Raw genomic sequence first — 22,307 nt, 5'->3', positions numbered from 1 at the left:
CATAACACCTCTTTTAGGCTAACTCTTTAGGTTGCTCATTTTCAACCACTTCATATCCGCCAATCTTGTCAACCTGCTGCTTAAAAACAGCAGACTGAATGATTTCTACTAGTAGTCTGCCACTTTCGCTTTCATAGAAGCTTCTCGTCATCAGTAAATCATATTCTTCATCGTTAACTGGAATAAAATCGAGGCCCAGCGCTTTTGCCGCAGGATATATCCCTAAGCCGGCTCCATGATTGTCCCCGTTAACTTCTGCCGCTACCGCTAAGTGTGAGAACATTTCACGGTCGTATCCGATAACTTCTTCTGAAGGAATCCCGTTTTCCTCTAGAAGCATATCAAAGAGAATCCTTGTTCCTGCCCCTTTTTGGCGGTTAACAAAGTTTGCCTTTTTAACAGCAATGTCAGTCACTGATTCAATTCCCAATGGATTACCTTGTGGTAAAATCCAGCCTTGCTTTCTTTTTAAAAATGGATAAAGAACAATATCGAGGTCAGCGAGTAACTTTTTTACATATGAGATATTATATTGCTTGGTTTTTGGATCAAGCAAATGAATGCCCGCTACATGAGCCTCTCCTTTTCGAATTGCCATAATACCAGCCATGCTGCCAACATGTGAAGAAACGATTTTCATGTCAGCACGGACTCTTTTTAATTGTGATGATAAAAGGTCAATCGTCAAATCATGACTGCCGCAAAACATAATCGCGTTTTTAATTTCCTCTAGAGGTCTTAGTAGTTCCACCTCAGCAACTTCACCCTGTTCATAGCCAATTACATTTGCTGGTACGACAAGAAGGCCATCCGCTCTAACATATGACATCGTTACTCCCGCTGCTCTTGTCAGCGGATTGGCAACAAACTGCCCATTCACATAGCCGATATTCATTCGTATAAAATCCTCTGCCCCCATACCCGAAACAATTCGGCGGCCGAGCTTGACGTTTATCGTTTGCCGCTTTGGTTCTGGAATTTGCAAATACTTACAAATCAGCGGACGGACAAACCATTCTAACGCTAAATAGGCGGAAACAGGATAACCTGGTACACCTACAACAATTTTCCCATTTATTTTTCCTAACACAACGGGTTTCCCTGGTCTGGCAGCGACCCCATGAGTGAATACAGTGCCAATTTCTCCGATGATATGAACAGTGTAATCCTTTGAACCAGCAGATGAACCAGCATTGATTACAATAATATCAGAGTTTTTTGCTGCTTCTAGTAACACATTCTTAATCTGCTCTGGATCATCCTTAACGATTGAATGAAGTTTTGGCTCACCGCCCCAATCCTTCACAAAATTTGAAAATACAGTCCCGTTGAATTCAATAATATTGCCTGATGAAAGTCGTGTATCTGCTGCTACAAGCTCATTTCCTGTAGGAATAATCGTGACAACGGGCTTTTTAATAACCGGAATATGAAGCTGCTGGCCGGCTAACAGCACCCCTAAATCTGCCGGTCTTAAGATATGTCCCTGTGGGAACAGCATTTCCTCTTGTACAATATCCTCCCCAATAGGACGAATATGCTGCCAGGGAGTAGCTGGCTCAATGATTTCAATTGTTTCTTCATCAATCATATCGACATGTTCAATCATAATGACGGCATTATAGGGAGCAGGAATCGCATTTCCTGTGTCAACAATCGAAAAATCGATACCCAGCTTAAGCTGCAGTGGACTTTGCTCATGAGCGGTATAGGTCTTTTCAGCGATAACAGCAATCCCATCCATTGCAGATGCATGGTAATGCGGCGTCGAAACATTGGCAAAAATCGGCTCTGCTGTAACACGTCCAAGAGCATCACTTGATGCGATCATTTCTTTTTCAAGGGGCTCAACAAACGCCTCGAGAATTTCTCGCTTCGCTTCCGATCGGGGTTTGTCCTCTAAATAAATTTTCCGTTTATACCTTTTGTGGTCCATCATTCGTTCCCCCTTATCGTGTTGCAATCACAGGTACAAAATCTCCCTGTGAAATCCCCTCTTTTTCTGAAGTAATCTCAACAATTCCATCGCTTTTTACGAGTGTCGTAATTAAGCCTGATTTACCAATGATAGGCTCCGCCCACCATTCTCCTTCTTTTTCAAACAAACGAACCCGAATATAATCAGCTCTTCCCGGTGCAGAAGGAATATTTTTCGTTATCCGTGCGAAAACTCGATCAGGTTTCTTATCTATTTTTTCGCCTTTTAATTTCCGAAGAATTTTTTCACCAAAAAGCATGAAAATAATCATCGCCGACGCCGGATGTCCTGGCAAGCCGATGACTGGTTTACCATTTGCTACTGCAAGAATGGTTGGCTTTCCCGGTTTAATAGAAATCCCGTGAACAAATACACCCGGTGTACCAAGGGACCCAATGACATCTGTTGTGTAGTCCTTTGCGCCGACTGAGCTTCCTCCAGATAGAATTAAGCAGTCAACCTCATCATATAGTGCTTGTGCCTTTGGCTGGAATTCTTGAAAGTCATCTTTCACGATTCCGCCATAGACAACCTCGATATTCCATTGCTTCGCGAGGCCAGCGATGGTCAAAAAGTTAATATCACGGATTTGCCCTTCTGATAGTTTCACAGTTTGATATGGGACAATTTCGTCACCAGAGGATAGGTATCCTACTTTGAGCTTGCGGTATACCGTAACCTGACTAATGCCCAGTGAAGCAATCGCGCCTAGCTCCTGCGGCCTTAGCCTCGTTCCTTGTGGAAGAAGAATCTCTCCTGCTCGGATGTCCTCACCTGCACGAATAATATTTTCGCTGGGGGCAACGGACTTATAGGCATTTAAGAGGCCATCATGGTCTTCACAATGTTCAATCATCATCACGCTATCACTGCCTGGCGGTATCATACCACCTGTCGGGACATAAATGGCTTCCCCTTGACCTACAGGAATCGCAGCCGACTCACCCATCTTCACCTCTCCGACTACCGTTAAGAATCCTGGCATCGAATCGGATGATCCATAGGTATCCTTCGCTCTTACCGCATAGCCATCAACCGTTGAGCGGTCAAAGCTGGGGACATTTTCCTGCGCGGTGACGCACGCCGCAAGGATATAATCAAGAGCTTCTTCCAATGGACGTACTTCAGTATCTTTTATCGCTGGAATCTTTTCTTCTATCATTGCATAGGTTTCTTCGACTGTTTTTACTTTGAAAAATTGCACTGTACTTTTCATCCTTCCTGCTTAATCGACTTCTAACCACTTTTTTGCGTCCTCATACTCATGCGGATGATTCATATTGAAAAAGACACGTTCTATGTCTATATTACTATAATACTGTAAATCTTTTTCCGTTAAATAAAGGACATTTAAATGGTCGAGCAGATTTTTTATCGGAAGACGTCCATTTTCAATACATTCTTCAATTTTATTCACTGTCGTCTTTTGAAAAACAGCACATAAGGGTTGCATTTTCCCATTAATAACAGGGACTAAGGCATCATAATGGTCAATCTTCTCGATAAGGGTCGCAGCAAGTTCTCCAGAAATAAACGGCATATCGCACGCTACAATAAAATTCAAATCATAGGTAGAGGCATTTAACCCAGCATGGAAGCCAGCAAGCGGTCCCTTTCCTTGATAGTGATCGGATACCATTGTCACGCCTAAAAATTGATAGGCATCCACATCATTGGTTACGAGAATAATATCATCAAAATATACCTTTAGCGTATCAACCATTCTTTCTATGGTGGTTTTCTCATTTAATTTTAAGAGAGCCTTGTTGGTGCCCATTCTGCTTGATTTCCCACCTGATAAAATAATAGCCGCAGCTTTCATGAAAAAACACCTTCTTAATTTGTTTGTTTCGCTTGTCTAGCGCAAGCGGACTAGCGACTAGTGTACGTCGCTTAACAGTCGCTTCCGCTTTTCATAACTCCCACTGCTTGATAGCCTTGTTCTTGAGCTACAAAGTCAAGATGGATCGTATTTAAATCCAGCATAGCAGCGGACGGTTTGCTAAGATATTGTCTTATATCTATCACTTTAATATACCCCATACACTTTTCGCAAACCTGTATTTGTGAGGAAGCGTCGCCTTCAATCGTCAAGTACTGAATGGTTTTGTGGTCATCATTACCGCAGTGAGCACATTCAATCCGTTTTGCATTCCAATGAGCCAGACAACGAGGGCATGTCATTACTTTTTTCCCTTCATCTTCAAGAACAGCAAGTCGTGCTGGTTCTCCACATACTGGACAGCCAGCACCAGGAACAGCATGAGTAATTTCGTGCTGAATTTTTTCTGCAGTTAGCTGTAAGTAAGGTCGTAGAGCTGTTTCAGCAAGAAATTGTGGGATCCACTCATCTAGTTCATTTTCCACAGCAAAGTCTGAAAAATAAACACTATTAAAAGAAAATGCTTCATCAATCCAGCGAATGACCGTTTCTTCGGTTAAAAGGGATAAAACACCAGTAAGCTTCGTTTCATGGTCAGGGTTGTTCTTACTTAACAGAGCATTTACTTCCTCTATCCACTGTAAGAATAGTGAAATATCGAAATTAATAGACGCTAATGCCGCAGCCGGCACTCCTGCTGACATTGCCGCTTTATCTAGGTTAGGAATAATTGACTCTGGATTAATGCTCTCTTTCCAATTCTCTTGAAGAGCGATAATATCCTTCTGTAAATTCTGATATTCTTTTGAAACAACAGATTTTTTCATCGTTGTGCACCTCTTTTATTTATTGGCTGCTAACTTTTATATCCGTTTTTCTCTGGCTGTGTTAAACTTGGCTGTTGATTTGAGCTCCAGGCACTTCGCTTTCCGCGGGCGGTCGGTGAGCCTCCTCGCCGCTGCGCGACTGCGGGGTCTCACCCTGACCTGCTAGTCCCGCAGGAGTCTCGTGCCTTCCGCTCAAATCAACAGGTTATAAAATCAACAGTTTCATTTAACACAGTTTTTCTTTAAATAAAGGCTGTCCTGCAAGAGACAGCCTTTATTAGTATAAAATTTTTAAGTAATGTCTAGCTACAGCGCCTAGCCCCTCGAGGTCACTTCGGTCCTGCAGTGCTTGTCGTGGCTGACCAAGGCGCTTCCGCTTTTCATTATCAAGCGCCTTTTTTCTTCTTTTTCTTGTCAGGGCTAGTTGGTTTTATTGGATTGCCATTCGCATCAATGTCAGGGAAGTTACCTTTTGCGACTTCTTCATCGTACCAGTCTGGATAGTGTTCTTTAGCCCACCATGCAGGTACTTCGCCTGTGATAACACCGGAATATCCTGGTTTAGAGTTTTTGTGAATAACAGATAGATAGACATGTCCTACGACTACCGCTATAGCAAGACCGAAACCAACGTTGTGTAGTAAATATCCCCACTGTACAACCGCTCTTGGGAAGATTTCAGGAAACCACATTGGGAAGCCTGAACCGATAATTAAGATCGCTGTGACAATTTGGATGATTGAGTTAATCTTTTCACCCGCGTTAAAGAATGTTTGTCTAACGTGCTTGAAATTGAAACCGAAAAGTTCCTTTACGAATTCAGTAAAGAACTCAAGATCTCGTTTTTTCCAAGTAACAAGCTCTTTCATCCAAAGCTTAAAGCCTTTGAAGTCAAAGATCACCCAGATAAGCGTTGGTGATATGAATGCTACTGCAAATATTCTGTGCAGCAAACGTGCACCTTCAGGACCGCCCAACACCGGGTACAACCAGTCAAAGAACTCAGTATACATTGGCAAAGCCGTAATATACAGGGCAAAGAACGAAATGGCATTAACCGCATGTGCCCAAACAAACGCTTTAGAAAAACGTTTTACTTTTACTGTCGACTTTTGAGGCTTACTCATGGTGCTCACCTCCGTCTTCGTTTTTAGCGTTCTTCTTACTAATAATCTTATTGGTAATGAAGGCACCAACAACCGCCATTGTAGTTGCACCAATCATCATTTTGCCTATTGGCTGTGCATAGTCTTTCCAAATAACAGCAGATGTTGGAACTTTAGGATTTTCAGGTAATCCGTAAACAGATGGTTTTTCAGCTAGTACATAAACTGTATGTGTACCACCAACACCTTGTGGGTTATAAACCATTGCGTTCGGATAACGGTCTTTAATTTGTTTAACACGATCTTCTGCCTTCTTGATCATCGCAGCTTTGTCACCGAACTCCATCGCACCTGTATGACAAGTATTTACGCAAGCAGGCTGTAAGCCTTCTTCCAAACGATCTGTACACATGGTACATTTGTTTGCTTTACGATATTTATCGCCATTTTTATCAATGTATTCCTTAAGAGAGATCACTTCAAATGGACAGTTTTGCACGCAATATCCACAGCCAACACATTTTTCATGGTCAATGACAACTGTACCAAATTCAGTGTAGCTGATTGCATTCTCTGGACAAACCTTTTCACACGCTGCGTCTGTACAGTGCATACAAGAAGAATGACGGAATAGGTAGTCTAGTTTTCCATTGGAATTTTCGTGCTCAATGTATTGCAATACGTTCCAAGTATCAGCAGTTGTCTTCGCATGTGATTGAACACTGCCTTGGAAATCCTGCTGCTCAGCCGGAAGGTCATTCCAGTTTTTACAGGCAACCATACAGGCACGACAGCCGTCGCACTTGGTCACATCGACATATTTTACATATTCAGTGGCCATTAGTCAGCCCTCCTTACGTTACAGAGGAATGCCTTATATTCAGGAATGGTTGAATTCGCATCCCCGATATGAGGTGTCAGACGGTTCGCTGTCTCCCCAGTTGCAATCCCTTTATAACCGAAATGCCATGGCATACCGATTTGATGAACATTTTTGCCATCAATTTTGTGTGGCTTAAAGCGTTTTGTTACCATTGCATAAGCTTTTACCTCACCACGAGCCGAGCTGACAATAACTTCATCTTTATTTTTGATGCCTTTTTCTTTTGCTAACTCTTCACTTATTTCAATATACATATGTGGAACAAGCTCTGATAACCATTCTTGGTTACGTGTCATCGTACCAGACTGCCAGTGCTCACTTACACGGTAAGTTGTAGCAACGATTGGGAAGTCTGCTTTAAAGCCGCGCTCATTGAATTTACCATCAAACAATTGGATAGCTGGGTTAATCTCTTGACTTGAGAGTAAATTCTTGGCTGGGCTTTCAAATGGCTCATAGTGTTCTGGTAATGGACCATCATTTAAGGTTGGAGCAAAAACTCCGCCTACCCCATCATTCATCATGATGAATGGATCTTCGAAACCTGCATCGCCAGGCTTTCTGGTCGCTACAAAGTCAGGTACGTCTACACCAGTCCATTTACCTTGGACTGCGTCATACCATACAATCGCCTTTTCTTTATTGTATGGAACACCGTTTGGATCACATGAAGCACGGTTGTATAGAATACGACGGTTCATCGGCCAAGCATACGACCAGTTTAGATACAAACTCATTCCTGTATCTTTTTTGTCACGGTTTTTCGCACGATTTTTACCTTCTTCTGGGTAGAATCCGCAATAGATCCAGTTACCTGAACAGGTTGATCCATCATCCTTAAGAGCACCAAAACCAGCAATTAGTTTGCCTGTATTTACGTCATAACCATTGATTTCTTTACATACTAGGTCGATATCTGGATGGTGTCCTTCACCATAGTTCCAGTAAAGAGCATGGATTGGTTCTGCTACTGGACCTGCTTCATTTTTATATAAACCTTTAATTCTTGTTGCAAGCTCATGGATAATTTCTAAGTCTGCCTTTGAGTCACCAAGAGGCTTAATTGCCTGCCAGCGATACTGCATCCAGCGAGAGCTGTTTGAAACGCTTCCTTCTTTTTCATAAGAAGAACATGCTGGAAGTAGGAATACCTCTGTGTTGATCTTAGATGGGTCACTGCCAGCTTCTTTTTGCCAGAAAGCTGAAGTTTCCGTTTCCCAAAGGTCAACCGCTACTAACCATTTTAAATTGGAAAGTGCATCTAGTTCTTTTCCTGCATTCGGTCCTCCGACTACTGGGTTTGTTCCAAATAGGAATGCTCCTTCGAGCTTACCATCGTACATCGCCTTAAACAGGTTGATATGCGAATAATTTTTATTTCCCTTTGGCAGGAACTGATAGCCAAACTCGTTATCAGCATGTGCATTCGGTCCATACCAAGCTTTTAACAAGCTGACAATGAACTTCGGTTTATTGCTCCAGTAACCTGTTTTTGGTGTTTCTTTTTCTAAATGTCCTGCTAATGTAGCATTCTTCACATCTGTAGAGGTAGGAGTATTCAAATATCCTGTTAAGTTACCATATAGTAACCCGAAATCTGTTGAACCTTGAACGTTGGATTCACCGCGCATTGCGTTAACTCCGCCGCCTGGCAAACCAATATTACCTAAAAGAAGTTGAATGATGGCAAAAGCCCGAACGTTTTGCGTACCAACTGTATGCTGGGTTGTACCCATTGCATACATGATCGTTCCTGCTTTACCGACTTGACCAGTTGCACAGAACGCTTCATATACCTTTAATAAGTCTTCTTTTGGTGTTCCTGTTATTTTTACTACTGTGTCTACATCATAGCGTGAGTAGTGATTTTTCATTAATTGAAAAACAGATCTTGGGTGTTCCAAGGTATAGTCTTTTACTAGGTTTCCTTCAGCATCTTTTTCAAATGCCCACTGCGTTTTATCATAAGCACGCTTATCTGCGTTGTATCCTGAGAATAAGCCGTCTTCAAATTTATAACTTGGATTTACAATAAAGCTTGCGTTTGTATATTTAGCAACATACTCTTTGTGGTAAAGATTATTTTCAAGCGCATATTTGATCATTCCGCCCATAAACGGAATATCAGTTCCCGAGCGTAATGGTGCATAAATATCAGACATTGACGATGTTCTTGTATAACGAGGGTCAACACTTATTATTTTTCCGCCATTCTCTTTCGCTTTCGTTAACCATCTAAAGCTAATTGGATGGTTTTCTGCTGGGTTTGCGCCCATAATCAACGCACAATCAGTATACTGCACATCATTCCAACTGTTAGTCATTGCTCCACGACCAAATGAAGGTGCCAGACCGGCAACCGTAGAACTATGTCATATTCGTGCCTGGTGCTCTAAATAGGTAACACCAAGCCCTCTCATCATTTTTGCAAGCAGGTACGTCTCTTCGTTATCAAGAGCTGCTCCGCCAAGACTGGCAATTGCCTCGGTCTTATTTACTGTCATGCCATCTTCAGTGACAACAAACGTCTTGTCACGCGTTTCCTTCACACGTTTGGCAATGGTTTCATACATCCATTCCCAATCTTTTTCTTCCCATTTATTACTGCCTGGTGCACGATAAAGCGGTTTCTTAATACGTTTTTCAGAAGTATATAACTGTCTAATGGTTGTTCCTTTACTACATAGCTTACCTTCGTTAATTGGGTTATCCGGATCCCCTTCCGTATAAACCACGGTATTGTCCTTTGTATGGACTAAAATTCCACAACCTACGCCGCAAAAGCAGCAGATGGTTGGTGTTACAGTTGATTTAGCAATTTTGAATTCTTTTGTGCTGGCATAAGCTTTTTTCTCATCAAAGCCTAGCTCAACTACTGCTAACGTCACAGCAGTCGCACCAGACAACTTCAAGAATTGCCGGCGGTTTAAGTTGATTTCGACCATTTTTCTATCTCCTTCCCAGAATTGAATAGATTATCCCTTTTATATCTAGTTTTGTACTCTGTTTCCCCCCCTTCAATGCATCTCTACAGCGGGTTCTTCCACTACATCATTTTGAACTCGGCCTGTTGAGGTATAGATATTAGCCATTTTCCCTCGTAAATAGCCAATTACCTCTATATTTAAGTATTTAGCCAATTGAACAGCTTGCTTGGTTGCGGCTGTTCGTGAACCAATAACAGGAAAGCCAAATTTCGCTGCTTTGGAGAGCATTTCATATGAAACCCTTCCGGTTGTTAATAAGACCAACCTTTCGGGATGTAACCCAAGTCGTAGCGTGTGGCCAATGATCTTATCGACTGCATTGTGCCGCCCAATGTCTTCACGGACAGTAATATTGCCTGTTTCATCTACAATACAGGCCCCATGCATTCCGCCAGTTTCCAAGTAAAACGGTGAATTTCGAGCGAATTCACTCTGTTTTTTTAATAAAAAACTCAATTTATATCTATATTCAGTAGCTACTTTTTGAAAGTTTTTTACGTCTGTCATCGAAAAAAACGTGACACCGCGCCCACAGCCTGCTGTATAGTGCTTCTTCTTCGTAAACAACTCTTCTTCATTAAAACCATTCAGAAGTGAAATATGGATGCTTCCCATTTCCTCATTTATGGTAATGGATTCCACTTCACTCGCTTCCTGAATAAATCCTTCAGAAAACAAATAACCATAGGCCCAATCCTCAAGGTCGTGTTTCGTTAATTGAAATACTGCAATCTCATACCCATTTACAATGAGAGTAATGGGATATTCATCAGGACATCCTTTGCGGTACATTGTTTTCCCTCCTTTCAGGAATTTACCTTCGTAGCGTTTCAATTGTAATAATGTTACCCAAGCTTCTCAGCAACATTTATCACATCAAAATGTAATAAACTATGCCTCTTAAATTTATAATAAATATTAGCGCCCTACTTATGAGCGTTTGACAAACGTCGTACGTTTTTGTGTCGAATTATCGAACTTTTTTCTTTTTCAACCAATTTAGCACTATCAAAGCATTGTTAAGTCGCTTTTTGTAAGCGTTTACCACATAAATTTGTATCTTTAGTACTATCGTACGATGAGTCCTTTTTCTCGGAAGTAAGATTTATCACATATAACCACCTAAATAGTGTAAAAACCGTTAAATGTCATTTTTCCGACAAAAAGAATGCCTCCATAAAATTTCTACTATATTTTCAAGTTTGTTTTATAATAGGAATAGCTGTTTTTTCACCATCTAGCTTTGGGAGGGTATACATATGACAATCAAAAAGGTTATGACAGTCGCGGGGTCTGATACGAGCGGCGGTGCAGGAATACAAGCAGACCTAAAAACATTTCAAGAACTCGGTGTCTACGGGATGAATGCGCTGACTACAATCGTTACGATGGATCCAAAGGATTGGCACCATCGTGTGTTTCCCATTTCCGTTGAGACACTAAAGCCACAAATCGATACTGTCCTTTCTGTCGGAATTGACGCAATGAAAACGGGAATGCTTGGCACAGTCGAGATTATTGAATTAGTCGCAAAGGTCATCGATGAAAATAAATTAGAGCGGGTGGTAATTGACCCTGTTATGGTTTGTAAAGGCGAGGATGAGGTTTTAAACCCAGAAACAGTTGATGCTATGCGTGAACTTTTACTGCCACGTGCCTTAGTTGTAACACCAAACCTATTCGAAGCGGGGCAATTAGCACAAACCGGTCCCGTTAAAACGTTAGAACAAATGAAGGAGGCTGCTGTCAAAATCCACGATTTAGGTGCAAAAAATGTGGTCATTAAAGGTGGAAGCAAGCTTTTAACAGAGGAAAAGTCCATTGATCTTCTATATGATGGTAAAAACTTTACGATTTTTGAATCTGATAAGATTGAAACGAACTTCACCCATGGCGCGGGCTGTACCTTCTCATCTGCTATTACTGCAGAGCTGGCAAAAGGTAAAACTGTTGTTGAAGCGGTTGAAGTTGCGAAGGATTTCATTTCAGCCGCTATCAGTCAAGGCTTCCGCTTAAATGAATTTGTCGGCCCTACTTGGCATGGTGCCTACCGAGGAACACATTCATCAACTGAGTATTGTGTAGATTGCTAATAATTCAATGAAGGGTCGTCCACTATGGACGGCTTTTTTTAAGATAAGTATAAGTATTAAACTTATCTTACTGTCCAGCTCCAGGCCATACGCCGCTGACCAGGGCGCTTGCGCTTTTCTTATTAGGCTGAAATTTCGCATTTTCCAAGTGATTTTAGTATGATAGTTACATTATTAAATACACTAATTTTTAGATTACATACCTTGCATGGGGAAAGGAGAAAAGAGTTATGGAACCAATAAAGGATTATCTCGAGGTTCAAGCAGCGATTAACAAATACGCGAATCAGGATGTCTATATTCACCTTGAAACAACGAATGGTGCCTATGCATCCCACCATGATCAAACCTTCTTTTCTGCTGGCGCCTATATTCGAAATGGCCTTGTTCGCTACGAACATGGAAAAATCACTGGAACGGACCCCTATCGTGTTGGGTTAAAAATAAACCTCGGTTGGATTTACGCTGAAGGTCTTACACATTTTGAAATTGATGAGCACGATCGCTTGCTACTAGCGGGCCATGATAACAAAGGGAAACTTGCGGTTGCCCTCGAAATCAGCCTTACACCATTTGAGTAAAGGAAGAAAGGAGGAGTTTTATATGGAAAAAGAACGTCATGTATTAGTTGTCTTCCCACATCCAGATGACGAGGCTTTTGGAGTTTCTGGAACCATTGCCACTCATGTTAAAAACGGCACTCCCGTCACCTATGCTTGTTTAACATTAGGGGAAATGGGGCGCAACATGGGAAATCCCCCATTTACCAATCGGGAAAATCTCCCGAAAATTAGAAAAGTAGAGCTTAAAGCCGCTGCTGCAGCTTTAGGCATCCAGGATTTACGCATGCTTGGCTACCGTGATAAAACGATTGAATTTGAAGATGACGAAAAACTGGCGAATACCATGCTGTCTTTAATTAATGAAGTGAATCCATCCTTGATCATCACGTTTTATCCGGGCTATTCCGTTCACCCTGACCATGACGCCACCGGTGCCGCGGTTGTCAGGGCAGTCGAGAAAATCCCTGCAGCCGCGAGGCCGACACTGCACTGCGTCGCCTTTTCAAACAATTGTGTCGAAGAGCTCGGTGAGGCCGACATTGTCTATAATATCACGGCTGTTGCTGACAAAAAGCTCGCTGCGATTCAAGCCCATCGTTCTCAAACGGAGCAAATGTTTGGCGACGTGACGGAGAAGCTGAAAAATCAGGATCCACAGATGATGGTGTGGATTAACAATGAACGATTCTGGACGTATAGGATCAAAGATTAACTGGGTATTAGCGTCCATGAAGCCCAAATTCCATTTACTTTTCCAAAAATGGGTCTCATGAAACGTTCATGAGGCCCATATTCCATTTCATTCCTGATAAACAGTCTTCATGACCTGTCATAAAGCAAAGACCCCTTCACCTATAACGAAGGGGTTTTTTTAATAGGATTTATTTAATAAAGTGCACAGTCTGCACATATCAAGAATGATGATCTTCCTTGATTTCATTTCGATGATTCCCTCTTTTTTAACGCCACATTTCCACCTTCGTTATCTCCTATTCTAGTAAAAGTTTTTTCTCCATATAGTGATAATCTTCACAAAACGTTCAAATTTCCCAAAAGCCTGCTGTTGCAACCGCCTTCACAAAACGTTCAAACTTATCTAAAAAGTTGTGCGTTAGGTCACATTTTACTTCTTGAATTATTAATAGGATGAAAGTGTTCAATAGACAGAAGGAGGGGGAAGTATGAATAAGGCGATAATCAGCTTTGTCGCAAGTTTAGTCATTGGTTTTGGTCTTGGATACTTAGTGTTTGGTGTCGTTATGGGGGATTCCGATAAACAGCCTCAAGTAGCTCAAACGGAAGCAACGAAAGAAACAACCACAACAGAAGATCAAAAGAAAAAACCAGAAACTGCTTCAGTAGATGCAACGAACATCCTCAATAGTAAAGGCTGCCTTGGCTGTCATGCCGTCGATAAACTCGGCTTAGATGGTGGGGTAACAGGGCCGGACCTTTCAAAAGCTTTTACAGAGGTTGAAGGAAAGCATGGCAAATCACTAGATGAATTCTTAAAAGAACCAACATCCGCGGTTATGTCCTCGGTTATTGGCGGTAGCCCGTTAACAGATGAAGAGCGCACGCAAGTGTTAGATATGTTAAAGCAAGCTTCTGAAAAATAAAAAGGTGGTGTGGTAGATGAAAAAATGGGTTCCAATTGTCTCTGGTTTACTAGCAGGTTTTGTAGCAGCTACGATTACCTTTGCTGATTTTTCAAAGAGTACAAACAATCAAGCCGCTTCTAGTAGTACCAAGAGTGATGCTGAAAAGGTTTATGTACCATTCGGTGAAAAAGATGATTACTACTTATTCGCATCAGGTGGCCACTCTGGTCAGATGTTTATCTATGGTGTTCCATCGATGCGTCATATTCGTACAGTACCGGTATTCTCACCAGACTCTGCAACTGGATATGGGTTTGATGAGCATACGAAGAAATTAATGGGTGACTATACGTGGGGAGACCTTCATCACCCGGCATTCTCCGAAACAAATGGTGATTATGACGGTAAATATATGTTTGCTACGGACGTCGGAAATAGTCGTGCAGCAGCCATGGACTTAGAAACGTTTACGGTTAAAGATATTATTAATGTTCCGAACACAAGCGGTCCGCACTGTGCCGCGTTCGTTACCCAAAACACAGAGTATATGTTCCTGCCGACACGCTTTGCGGTTCCTATCGGCTCTGAATACAAGTCTTTAGATGAGTACAGCGACCAGTACCGCGGTGTTATGTCAGCCGTAACGTTTGACCAAGACAAAGATAAACTTAATGTTGCATACCAAGTGGCTCTTCCACCATGGTCATACGATTTATCTGACGCTGGTAAGAAAAGTTCAGCTGATTGGGCTGTTATGACCACTTACAACACAGAAGAAGCAACAACGAATCTTGAAATTAACGCCTCACAAGCTGACCGTGACTTCATTGTTCTTTTTAACTGGAAAGAGCTTGAAAAAAAGGTTGCAGACGGACAATATGATGAAGTTACCGGGCAAAAAATGATTTTCCCTGAAAAGCATAAAGGCGGTATTTACCTTGTACCTGTAGCGAAATCACCACATGGTGTCGACGTTACTCCGGATGGAAAGCACTTTATCGCTTCTGGTAAATTAGCACCATCCATGACTGTATTCTCGTTTGAAAAGGCATTTGAAGCTGTGAAAAATAAAGACTTCGCTGGCGAACGAAATGGGATTCCAATTATCAACTATGATTCTATCATGGAAAGAGAAGTAAACCCTGAAAATGCATTAGGGCCGCTTCACACGCAATTTGATGATAAAGGAATGGCCTACACAACGATGTTCATTTCTTCGGAAATTGTGAAATGGGATCCAAAAACAGGCGAAACATTAGACCGTGTTCCTGTTCAATACTCTCCAGGACACTCTGTAGCAGCTGAAGGTGACACCGTTTCACCTGATGGAAAGTGGCTCGTCGCCTTGAACAAAATCGCAAAAGACAGCTATTTATCAGTAGGTCCATCACATCCTGAATCGATGCAATTGATCGATATTAGCGGGAAAATGAAGGTAATTCAATCTTCACCAGTTAACCCAGAGCCGCATTATGCGCAAATTATTAAGGCAGATAAGATTAAGACCATTGAAGTATATCCAAAGGATGAAAATAATAAGCTTGCGACTTACAAACAAGATCAGGCTAGGATTGAGCGTAATGGAAATGAAGTTCATGTCTACGGTATCGCGATGCGTTCGAAATTTATCTTTGACGCGAAAGCGAAGCGTCCTGACGTGATTGAAGTCAATCAAGGAGATAAGGTAACGATCCACTTGACCAATACGGATTTTGATGAGGATATTACCCATGGATTTGCCATCAACCAATACAACTTAAACATTGAAGTACAGCCCGGCCAAACCAATACAATCGAATTTACTGCAAATAAAGCAGGTACATTCCCGCTTTACTGTACTAACTTCTGTTCCGCACTGCACCAAGAAATGACCGGCTACTTCCTTGTAAAACCAAAGCAATAATCCGAAAAGCGGAAGCGCCTTGACCAGGGGTGACCGGCATAAGACGAGACGGCGATAAGGTTGTTCTTTAACCTTATTGACGGATTGGCTCAGACCTGAGAACCCCTAGGCGCTGCAGCTAGACAAATGATGGTGATGGGTATCAATTTTTAAAAATTGGTACCCTGCTCCGTTTATGAAAGGAAATGTTTTAAATGAAAGGGAAAAAATTATCGCTTGTTTCGTCATTACTGATTACACTTGCTGCAGTTTTGGTCGTTCTTTCATTATTCTTCCCCTGGTGGCAAATGGTCTTCTTTGCCCCGCAGTATCCTGAAGGCTTAAATATTATCGTTTACCCTAATAAGCTTGAAGGTGAAATTGATATCGTCAACGGATTGAATCACTATATTGGAATGGAAAACTTCAGTGAAGAAAATTTCCCAGAGTTAGCGTATTTATCCTACTTGGTCATCGGCTTAGCAGCGATAACGCTCATAACAGCGATTCTTCGAAGAAAGGCCTTGCTATATGGATTAATTGGTCTCTTTGTTATTGGAGGAACCCTGGGTGTACTAGACCTAATGGCTGCACTTAAAAAGTTCGGGACCAATTTAAGCCCGACGGCTCCTATTAAAATTGATCCATTTGTTCCGCCAATTATTGGCCATAATACGGTAGCAAACTTTGTTACCGAAAGTATCCTTGGCTACGGCTCGTATTTCTTAATCGCTGCCTTTATTTTATTATTGATTCCGTTATGGAAGGATCGAAAAAGATGAAGAAACTACTGCTCTTTCTTTTCGTTTTCTCTCTTACTTTTACTATGAGCCCTGAGAAAAATAATGCTGCCGAAAACTTGCAAGCAATGATCGACAGTTTGGAAGAAGGAGCAGTTTTGAAGCTTGAAAATAAAACGTATGAAGGCAATATTGTTATTACCAAGCCCATCACAATTATTGGCGCTGACAACACCACAATCAAAGGAGACGGTACAGGCAACGTCATCTCCATTAAAGCAGCGAAGGTAACTCTTAAAAAGTTGAACGTATCAACTAGCAGTATGAACCGCAACTCCCCCGAGGAGTATGCAGGCATTAAAGTTTACACAAACGGGAATGTATTGGAACACATTCAAATTACCGATTCTTTCCACGGAATCTATTTAAGTCAGGCACACAACAATAAAATCACCGATGTAAAAATAACAGGCATGGGTAAAGGGGAAATTGCGGCTCAGGGTAATGGCATTCATGTCTATTATTCCAATGATAACCTCTTAACTCATAATACCATCGAAGGTACGCGTGACGGGATGTTCTTCGACAAAGCAAATAGGAACGAAAGCGACCAAAATAATATTACTGACACAAGGTACGGCCTGCATTACATGTATTCGGATGAAAATACTTTTACGAAAAATACCTTTACGATGAATACGGGCGGCGCTGCGGTGATGAATTCGAATCATCTGCTGCTAGAGGATAACCATTTTATCGTTAACTACGGCAACCAATCATTTGGCTTATTGCTGCTCCAAGCGAATGATAATCAAATAAAAAACAATACCTTCTATATGAATCAACGTGGAATTTACATTGATCAAGCGACAAGAAATATCATCAAAGACAATAAAATTTCTCAAAATCAAATAGGCATTGAGCTTTGGGCCAGTTCCAACGAACAAATCTTTACAGAAAATCTAATTACCGAAAACACTATCCCCGCCGTTACAATAGGTGGAAGCGGTGAAACCAATCTTTGGAGTCAGAACGGCAAAGGTAATGACTGGGGACGCTCCTTCCCGCTCACCGATTTAAATCAAAACGGAATTGGGGACTTTCCAATAACCTATCGATCGTCACTTTATCAGCTAATTGAAGACCAAGAATTATCCTATTTATTTTTAAAAAGTCCAGCACTAGCCATTTATGAAAAAATGAATGCGGTGGTTATCGACGAAAAGGTTATGTTTAATGACCCATATCCGCTGGCCGCTGCAAAAGGCAACCAAAATATCCTGCTTTTAGCTTTAATAGGGCTTGCCGCGGTGTTGATTTTACTAAAGGGGAGACATTTACTATGCATTATATTTGGAAGGAATGGAAAGAAAATATAAGAGGAAAAGGATTATGGCTTGCATTAAGCATCATTGTTCTCCTAACCGTCAGTATCTTGTTTCGTTCCACTGACCTTTCATTTGATAAAGGCTTCTATGTCCTCTTACTTAATTTATTTGATACGATTATTTACTTTATCCCGATCCTTTGCTTGTTCATCGGTGCCTTTTCTATCTTTCAGGAAAAGGAACAAAAGACACTCATCATGCTGTTAACCAAGAAAGATAGTTATACAAGCTTTTTACTTAAAAAAAGCCTCGGGCTGTTTACGACCGTTCTTGTACCGATACTCGTCTGGTTCTTTCTTTATTTGCTGTTACTCAAATTTAATTTCCAGCTTGATATGAAGGCTTATTTTATCTTTATTTTGGCGATTGTCACCATGTCACTCGTGTTCCTGCAAATCGGAGCGGCCATCGGCAGTTTTAGCCGCTCAAGAATGCAAATTATCGGCTATACGATTTTTGTCTGGTTTTACTTTTTCTTCTTACACGACTTTATCTTGCTATCATTTTTACCAGATGTGACCCATGAAAATGTAAAGCTGTTTTCAGCTGGATACTTTTTAAATCCACTGCAGTCGATTCGGATGTTCTTAGAAACTGGTATGGGTGTTTATTCCTTTGGTCACATGTCACGGCTGCTTCAAGCCTTTATGTGGACAAAACCAGTATTCTTTCTGCTTGGAAATCTTATATTCTGGCTAATCGCTTCCATCACTACAGCGATTGTGTTTCACCGTAAGGAGGGCTTCGAATGATAACCGTAACTGATCTAAACCAATCCTTCGGGAAGAAATTAATCCTAGAGTCTATCAATATAGAAATTAACAAACATGAAATTTGTGCACTCGTTGGCCGTAATGGTGCTGGAAAATCAACTTTTATTAATAGTCTGCTTGGTTTGCTTCCTGTTAAACAAGGATCGATCTCGATTAATGGCGTTCAAGTAACGAAGAAAAATCATGATTGGAAAAAAGCGATAGCCTATCTGCCAGAAAAGTTTCAACTTTATCCGATGCTGACTGGGCTTGAAAATATTACCTTCTTTGCGGAGGCCGTCGCAAAGGTGGTTGACCAAGAACGTGTTAAATCGGTCCTTACGTCGGTAAGCTTGTGGGATGACCGCGATGTTCAGGTGAAGAAATATTCAAAAGGGATGCTGCAACGCCTTGGATTAGCCATTACTCTCTATCAAGATTCAAGTATTCTGATTTTGGATGAGCCGACAAGTGGGATCGACCCCATGGGACGGAAGGAAATTTTAGAAGTGTTAAAATCGCTTCATGATAAAACGATCCTGCTCTCCTCCCATCATCTTGATGAAATCAAACAAGTTTGTACCCATGTGGCCTATTTAAATAATGGAAAAATGGAGAAATACACCGTTGAGGAGTTCTTACAAACACATAATCTTGGAGGATATGAATCATGAAAAAGACGATGATGCTGACCGCACTGCTATTCCTTGCCATACTTGCAGGCTGCAGTTCGGACCCTAAATACAAAATCGAAGTAACAAAACCGATTTATTTTCAAGCGGATACGGAAGTTCCATTTGAAATAATGGTGACGGAAGAGGAAAAGGCAGTTGAAGGACTTGATGTTTCTGCGGCCTTCTCGATGACAAATATGGACCATGGTATGACGGAAGTAACATTAACTGAAGGCTCAGAAGGTAAGTACGGAGGTAACGTCAAGCTGCCAATGGGAGGTAAGTATGAAATTGCTTTTACGCTCGAAAAGGATGGTAAAAAAACGGAAGAAGTTATTGATTATGAAGTTAAAAAACCTGAAGGTGTAGCCTCGATTAATGGGGATTGGATTACAAATGAAAATTTAGACTTTTACAAGTTTATTAATTCTCTTCAGCTTGCAATCAATCGTGAAACCGACCAGAAGCGCTACACTGGCGACCAACTGAAGGAAGCATTGTCCTACTGGGATTCACAGGAAAAGGTTGTCGAGGATAAAAATCAATTATTAACACAAATCATCCGTCTCCGCGCAATGGCGATGCTTGCTGAAGAAAAGGGGCATACCGCAAGCGCTGCGGAAATTGACACAGAAATCAACAAAGTCCGTGACCAATACAACCAGTTCGAATCCGCCAAAGCCATGATAAAGGAATATGGTGAAGAAAAATTCTGGGAAACCGAAAAGCAACAATACCAACTAATCGTCCTTTCCCAAAAAGTACAAAAAGACATGATTGAAAAAGTAAACAAAGAAAACCCAGAAATGGCCCAACAAGAAATCAACTTCCAAGCCCAAAAACAATACGAAGAACTCCTAGTATCACAAGTCAACTCACTAAAAATACAAGTCATACGGTGACAGCAACGGTGACAGGCACCATTTATGCAAAACGAATCGTTTATGCAGTATATTTGGTGCCTGTCACCATTTATGCAAAATAAGCGGTTTATGCACAACATTTTGTATAAATGGTGCTGTTGGTTTATTCTTCTGGTGTGTTTATGATTTTTAGTGTTTTGAAGCCGAGGTTGATTTTGTAGTTTAGGTTCCAGTTTGCGCCTAGGATTTCGATTTCGGTCTCTTGGAGGGTAAATCTAATCATGACATCATTGTATTGATCCAAGATGACGTACGAGCTCTTGTTGGTAAATACTTGGAAACTCGGATGGGCTATTAGTGTCCATCCGTATTGTAATTTGTTGCTTTTAGTACTCAAGACCTCACCACCCTTTGCCTATTTACTTCAGATTAAGCAGCAACACTTGGGTAACCTTCATCCCAAATCCATTCTATAAAACCTCCAGTATCGCCTTGGCTACTCCATGTTCATCATTTGTGGCGGTAACTACATCACAGAGAGATTTAATTTCATAGGCTGCGTTCCCCATCGCTACCGCTCTGCCGACTCTTTCCAGCATCGAGACATCATTAAAGCTATCTCCCAGCGCCATAGTCTCTGCTAATTCAATCACTTTCGCTTTTATAAAGGCTTCTAGGGCAATCCCTTTTTGAGCTTGTCGATTGGTGATTTCTAAATTCTCATGCCCTGAACTAGATACGGCCAACTGTGTTAAATCTTCTAATGAGGATGCTGCTCCTTCCAGCTTTTCTGAATCAAAGTCAAAGGCAAGAAGCTTATAGACCTGGCACTCTTCATCATTAAAAAGATGGTTATAATCTTCAACTTGATGAACTAAACCATTTCGAATTCGAGCTCCTGCTTTATGGACGACTTGCTCTCGGTTTAAATCAGGATTAGCACTTATCACAATATCCACTAAAATCGAAACGGCCTTTTCAGGATCAAGCGTGTAGGTTCCTTTATTTGTATAAACTTCAAAATAGATATCCTTTTCCGTTAACAACTCAGCTGCCTTTTTAACATCCTGCCTTTCAATGGGTGTAGCAGAAAAAACTTCTCCTTCTTTTGTACGCACTTCTGCACCATTCACGCAAATAGCAGGGCAATGTAAATCGGCTTCATCCAGGACAAATCGCACTTCCTGATAAGACCTTCCCGTTGCCACGACCACCTCAATTCCCTGTGCCTGTGCTTTTAGAATCGCTTCCTTATTTTCTTGACTAACTTTTTGGTAAGAGTTTAATAACGTTCCATCCATGTCTGTAGCAATACACTTTATCATGTTGTCACCTATATCCTTTTCCTATGTTACCGCCATTCTAACATGATTCCACTAGACATTTTCACCATTTTGCTCATGAAAGATACTTGCTGCCCTCACGCACACTTAAAGCTGCTAGTTGATTTCCTTCTATAAAGCTCTTAACCGAATCGGAATTCGTTTTAGAATATTCCCTTAACGCCCAGCCAATGGCCTTTTGGATAAAAAATTCCTTGCTGTCAGCATTTTCAAGTATGTATTGATAGAGAAGGTTCTCGTTTGTTTGTCCCTTATATTTTAATTGAAAAAGAATTGCCGTCCTTCTTAACCACATATTATCGTGTACCGACCACTGGTTTATCGTCTCTTCGATTACTTCAGAATATCGCTTAGCTATTTCTCCTACTAGAGGTGCAATACTATCCACACTATCCCACCAGGATTTAGTCGTAATCAATTGCTTAAGAAATAGCAAGTCATCCTTAAGCAATTTTTTTGAAAACTTACCTATATAGGTAATCGCGGTATACTGATATTCTCGCTCACTCTTTTCCCAAAGCCCTAAAACAAATTCCTTGTTAAACGGCTCTTTTAGAATACCCGTCTCTTTAAAAAATTTCTTTTCAAGCTCTTTTCGTAACGGTGACTTAATTCCTAAGAAAGGAAAATGATCTTTCATATACTTTTTCATTGGACCAGCATTTTCTTCATTACGGTGCTCTTCAAACATAAGTGTTAGTTTTTCTATTTCATTTTCCAAAATCCTTCACCCCTAAAAAAATTG

21 protein-coding genes are annotated in these 22,307 nt (G+C 41.1%); 10 read left to right on the top strand and 11 right to left on the bottom strand.

Annotated elements, in window-relative coordinates; translation table 11 throughout:
* Positions 1–13: 13 nt before the first annotated feature.
* The 8 genes from BLR86_RS14265 to fdhD form a co-directional block, all read right to left on the bottom strand.
* Complete coding sequence (locus BLR86_RS14265) at positions 14–1,936, bottom strand: molybdopterin biosynthesis protein (RefSeq protein ID WP_090762550.1); 1,923 nt, start codon at positions 1,934–1,936, stop codon at positions 14–16.
* A gap of 13 nt (positions 1,937–1,949) precedes the next feature.
* Entirely contained in the window at positions 1,950–3,182 is a 1,233-nt protein-coding gene (gene glp, locus BLR86_RS14260) for a molybdopterin molybdotransferase MoeA (protein ID WP_090762548.1), read from the bottom strand.
* A gap of 21 nt (positions 3,183–3,203) precedes the next feature.
* Positions 3,204–3,800, bottom strand: coding sequence for a molybdenum cofactor guanylyltransferase (locus BLR86_RS14255; protein ID WP_090762545.1), 597 nt, complete (start codon positions 3,798–3,800; stop codon positions 3,204–3,206).
* Between the two features lie 71 nt (positions 3,801–3,871).
* A complete protein-coding gene (locus tag BLR86_RS14250; protein WP_090762543.1) occupies positions 3,872–4,687 on the bottom strand; it encodes a formate dehydrogenase accessory protein FdhE in 816 nt (271 codons plus the stop codon).
* A gap of 386 nt (positions 4,688–5,073) precedes the next feature.
* Complete coding sequence (locus tag BLR86_RS14245; RefSeq protein ID WP_090762542.1) at positions 5,074–5,814, bottom strand: formate dehydrogenase subunit gamma; 741 nt, start codon at positions 5,812–5,814, stop codon at positions 5,074–5,076.
* Positions 5,807–6,634 carry a 4Fe-4S dicluster domain-containing protein gene (locus BLR86_RS14240; protein WP_090762538.1) on the bottom strand — a complete coding sequence of 276 codons (828 nt, stop codon included), beginning with the start codon at positions 6,632–6,634 and terminating at the stop codon, positions 5,807–5,809. The genes BLR86_RS14245 and BLR86_RS14240 overlap by 8 nt, the downstream gene beginning before the upstream one ends.
* Positions 6,634–9,612 (bottom strand): formate dehydrogenase-N subunit alpha, encoded by a 2,979-nt coding sequence (gene fdnG / locus BLR86_RS14235; protein WP_139185622.1) that lies wholly within the window; start codon positions 9,610–9,612, stop codon positions 6,634–6,636. Before fdnG ends, BLR86_RS14240 begins: the two co-directional genes overlap by 1 nt.
* Before the next feature lie 81 nt (positions 9,613–9,693).
* Positions 9,694–10,455: a formate dehydrogenase accessory sulfurtransferase FdhD gene (gene fdhD / locus BLR86_RS14225; protein WP_090762532.1), complete on the bottom strand. Its 762-nt coding sequence runs from the start codon at positions 10,453–10,455 to the stop codon at positions 9,694–9,696.
* Between the two features lie 467 nt (positions 10,456–10,922).
* Here fdhD and pdxK point away from each other — a divergent pair, with 467 nt between their 5' ends.
* From pdxK to BLR86_RS14175, 10 genes are all read left to right on the top strand, one after another.
* Positions 10,923–11,756: a pyridoxine/pyridoxal/pyridoxamine kinase gene (gene pdxK / locus BLR86_RS14220; RefSeq protein WP_090762530.1), complete on the top strand. Its 834-nt coding sequence runs from the start codon at positions 10,923–10,925 to the stop codon at positions 11,754–11,756.
* A gap of 230 nt (positions 11,757–11,986) precedes the next feature.
* Complete coding sequence (locus BLR86_RS14215; RefSeq protein WP_090762528.1) at positions 11,987–12,337, top strand: YojF family protein; 351 nt, start codon at positions 11,987–11,989, stop codon at positions 12,335–12,337.
* Between the two features lie 22 nt (positions 12,338–12,359).
* Positions 12,360–13,031, top strand: coding sequence for a bacillithiol biosynthesis deacetylase BshB2 (gene bshB2, locus BLR86_RS14210; RefSeq protein WP_090762526.1), 672 nt, complete (start codon positions 12,360–12,362; stop codon positions 13,029–13,031).
* A 469-nt stretch (positions 13,032–13,500) separates the two neighbouring features.
* Positions 13,501–13,938 (top strand): cytochrome C, encoded by a 438-nt coding sequence (locus tag BLR86_RS14205; protein WP_090762524.1) that lies wholly within the window; start codon positions 13,501–13,503, stop codon positions 13,936–13,938.
* A 16-nt stretch (positions 13,939–13,954) separates the two neighbouring features.
* Entirely contained in the window at positions 13,955–15,823 is a 1,869-nt protein-coding gene (gene nosZ / locus BLR86_RS14200) for a Sec-dependent nitrous-oxide reductase (protein WP_090762522.1), read from the top strand.
* Positions 15,824–16,017: 194 nt separating this feature from the next.
* Complete coding sequence (locus tag BLR86_RS14195) at positions 16,018–16,584, top strand: hypothetical protein (RefSeq protein WP_090762520.1); 567 nt, start codon at positions 16,018–16,020, stop codon at positions 16,582–16,584.
* Complete coding sequence (nosD, locus tag BLR86_RS14190) at positions 16,581–17,921, top strand: nitrous oxide reductase family maturation protein NosD (protein WP_090762518.1); 1,341 nt, start codon at positions 16,581–16,583, stop codon at positions 17,919–17,921. The genes BLR86_RS14195 and nosD overlap by 4 nt, the downstream gene beginning before the upstream one ends.
* Positions 17,885–18,682, top strand: coding sequence for an ABC transporter permease (locus BLR86_RS14185; RefSeq protein ID WP_090762516.1), 798 nt, complete (start codon positions 17,885–17,887; stop codon positions 18,680–18,682). The genes nosD and BLR86_RS14185 overlap by 37 nt, the downstream gene beginning before the upstream one ends.
* A complete protein-coding gene (locus BLR86_RS14180) occupies positions 18,679–19,356 on the top strand; it encodes an ABC transporter ATP-binding protein (RefSeq protein WP_090762514.1) in 678 nt (225 codons plus the stop codon). The genes BLR86_RS14185 and BLR86_RS14180 overlap by 4 nt, the downstream gene beginning before the upstream one ends.
* Positions 19,353–20,258 carry a FixH family protein gene (locus BLR86_RS14175; RefSeq protein WP_090762512.1) on the top strand — a complete coding sequence of 302 codons (906 nt, stop codon included), beginning with the start codon at positions 19,353–19,355 and terminating at the stop codon, positions 20,256–20,258. Before BLR86_RS14180 ends, BLR86_RS14175 begins: the two co-directional genes overlap by 4 nt.
* A gap of 124 nt (positions 20,259–20,382) precedes the next feature.
* Here the strand turns inward: BLR86_RS14175 and BLR86_RS14170 are convergent, their stop codons facing one another.
* The 3 genes from BLR86_RS14170 to BLR86_RS14160 all read right to left on the bottom strand — a co-directional run bounded on the left by BLR86_RS14170 (position 20,383) and on the right by BLR86_RS14160 (position 22,253).
* Complete coding sequence (locus tag BLR86_RS14170; RefSeq protein ID WP_090762510.1) at positions 20,383–20,616, bottom strand: hypothetical protein; 234 nt, start codon at positions 20,614–20,616, stop codon at positions 20,383–20,385.
* 73 nt (positions 20,617–20,689) lie between these two features.
* Positions 20,690–21,544 (bottom strand): HAD family hydrolase, encoded by an 855-nt coding sequence (locus tag BLR86_RS14165; protein ID WP_090762507.1) that lies wholly within the window; start codon positions 21,542–21,544, stop codon positions 20,690–20,692.
* A 73-nt stretch (positions 21,545–21,617) separates the two neighbouring features.
* Positions 21,618–22,253 (bottom strand): DNA alkylation repair protein, encoded by a 636-nt coding sequence (locus BLR86_RS14160; protein ID WP_090762936.1) that lies wholly within the window; start codon positions 22,251–22,253, stop codon positions 21,618–21,620.
* Between the last annotated feature and the right edge of the window lie 54 nt (positions 22,254–22,307).

The sequence above is a fragment of the Bacillus sp. OK048 genome, assembly GCF_900103525.1.
Taxonomy (GTDB): Bacteria; Bacillota; Bacilli; order Bacillales; family Cytobacillaceae; genus Neobacillus.
The sequence above is the reverse complement of the archived record's forward strand: the minus strand, read 5'-3'. Positions and strand labels throughout refer to the sequence as shown.

Coding starts and splice junctions, on each gene's coding strand:
- BLR86_RS14175 (WP_090762512.1), top strand. CDS start 19,353: ATGAAAAAGACGATGATGCTGACCGCACTGCTATTCCTTGCCATACTT.
- BLR86_RS14240 (WP_090762538.1), bottom strand. CDS start 6,634: ATGGCCACTGAATATGTAAAATATGTCGATGTGACCAAGTGCGACGGC.
- BLR86_RS14255 (WP_090762545.1), bottom strand. CDS start 3,800: ATGAAAGCTGCGGCTATTATTTTATCAGGTGGGAAATCAAGCAGAATG.
- BLR86_RS14160 (WP_090762936.1), bottom strand. CDS start 22,253: ATGTTTGAAGAGCACCGTAATGAAGAAAATGCTGGTCCAATGAAAAAG.
- BLR86_RS14185 (WP_090762516.1), top strand. CDS start 17,885: ATGCATTATATTTGGAAGGAATGGAAAGAAAATATAAGAGGAAAAGGA.
- BLR86_RS14250 (WP_090762543.1), bottom strand. CDS start 4,687: ATGAAAAAATCTGTTGTTTCAAAAGAATATCAGAATTTACAGAAGGAT.
- fdhD (WP_090762532.1), bottom strand. CDS start 10,455: ATGTACCGCAAAGGATGTCCTGATGAATATCCCATTACTCTCATTGTA.
- nosD (WP_090762518.1), top strand. CDS start 16,581: ATGAAGAAACTACTGCTCTTTCTTTTCGTTTTCTCTCTTACTTTTACT.
- BLR86_RS14165 (WP_090762507.1), bottom strand. CDS start 21,544: ATGATAAAGTGTATTGCTACAGACATGGATGGAACGTTATTAAACTCT.
- BLR86_RS14265 (WP_090762550.1), bottom strand. CDS start 1,936: ATGGACCACAAAAGGTATAAACGGAAAATTTATTTAGAGGACAAACCC.
- BLR86_RS14205 (WP_090762524.1), top strand. CDS start 13,501: ATGAATAAGGCGATAATCAGCTTTGTCGCAAGTTTAGTCATTGGTTTT.
- BLR86_RS14245 (WP_090762542.1), bottom strand. CDS start 5,814: ATGAGTAAGCCTCAAAAGTCGACAGTAAAAGTAAAACGTTTTTCTAAA.
- bshB2 (WP_090762526.1), top strand. CDS start 12,360: ATGGAAAAAGAACGTCATGTATTAGTTGTCTTCCCACATCCAGATGAC.
- BLR86_RS14180 (WP_090762514.1), top strand. CDS start 18,679: ATGATAACCGTAACTGATCTAAACCAATCCTTCGGGAAGAAATTAATC.
- pdxK (WP_090762530.1), top strand. CDS start 10,923: ATGACAATCAAAAAGGTTATGACAGTCGCGGGGTCTGATACGAGCGGC.
- BLR86_RS14215 (WP_090762528.1), top strand. CDS start 11,987: ATGGAACCAATAAAGGATTATCTCGAGGTTCAAGCAGCGATTAACAAA.
- BLR86_RS14195 (WP_090762520.1), top strand. CDS start 16,018: ATGAAAGGGAAAAAATTATCGCTTGTTTCGTCATTACTGATTACACTT.
- nosZ (WP_090762522.1), top strand. CDS start 13,955: ATGAAAAAATGGGTTCCAATTGTCTCTGGTTTACTAGCAGGTTTTGTA.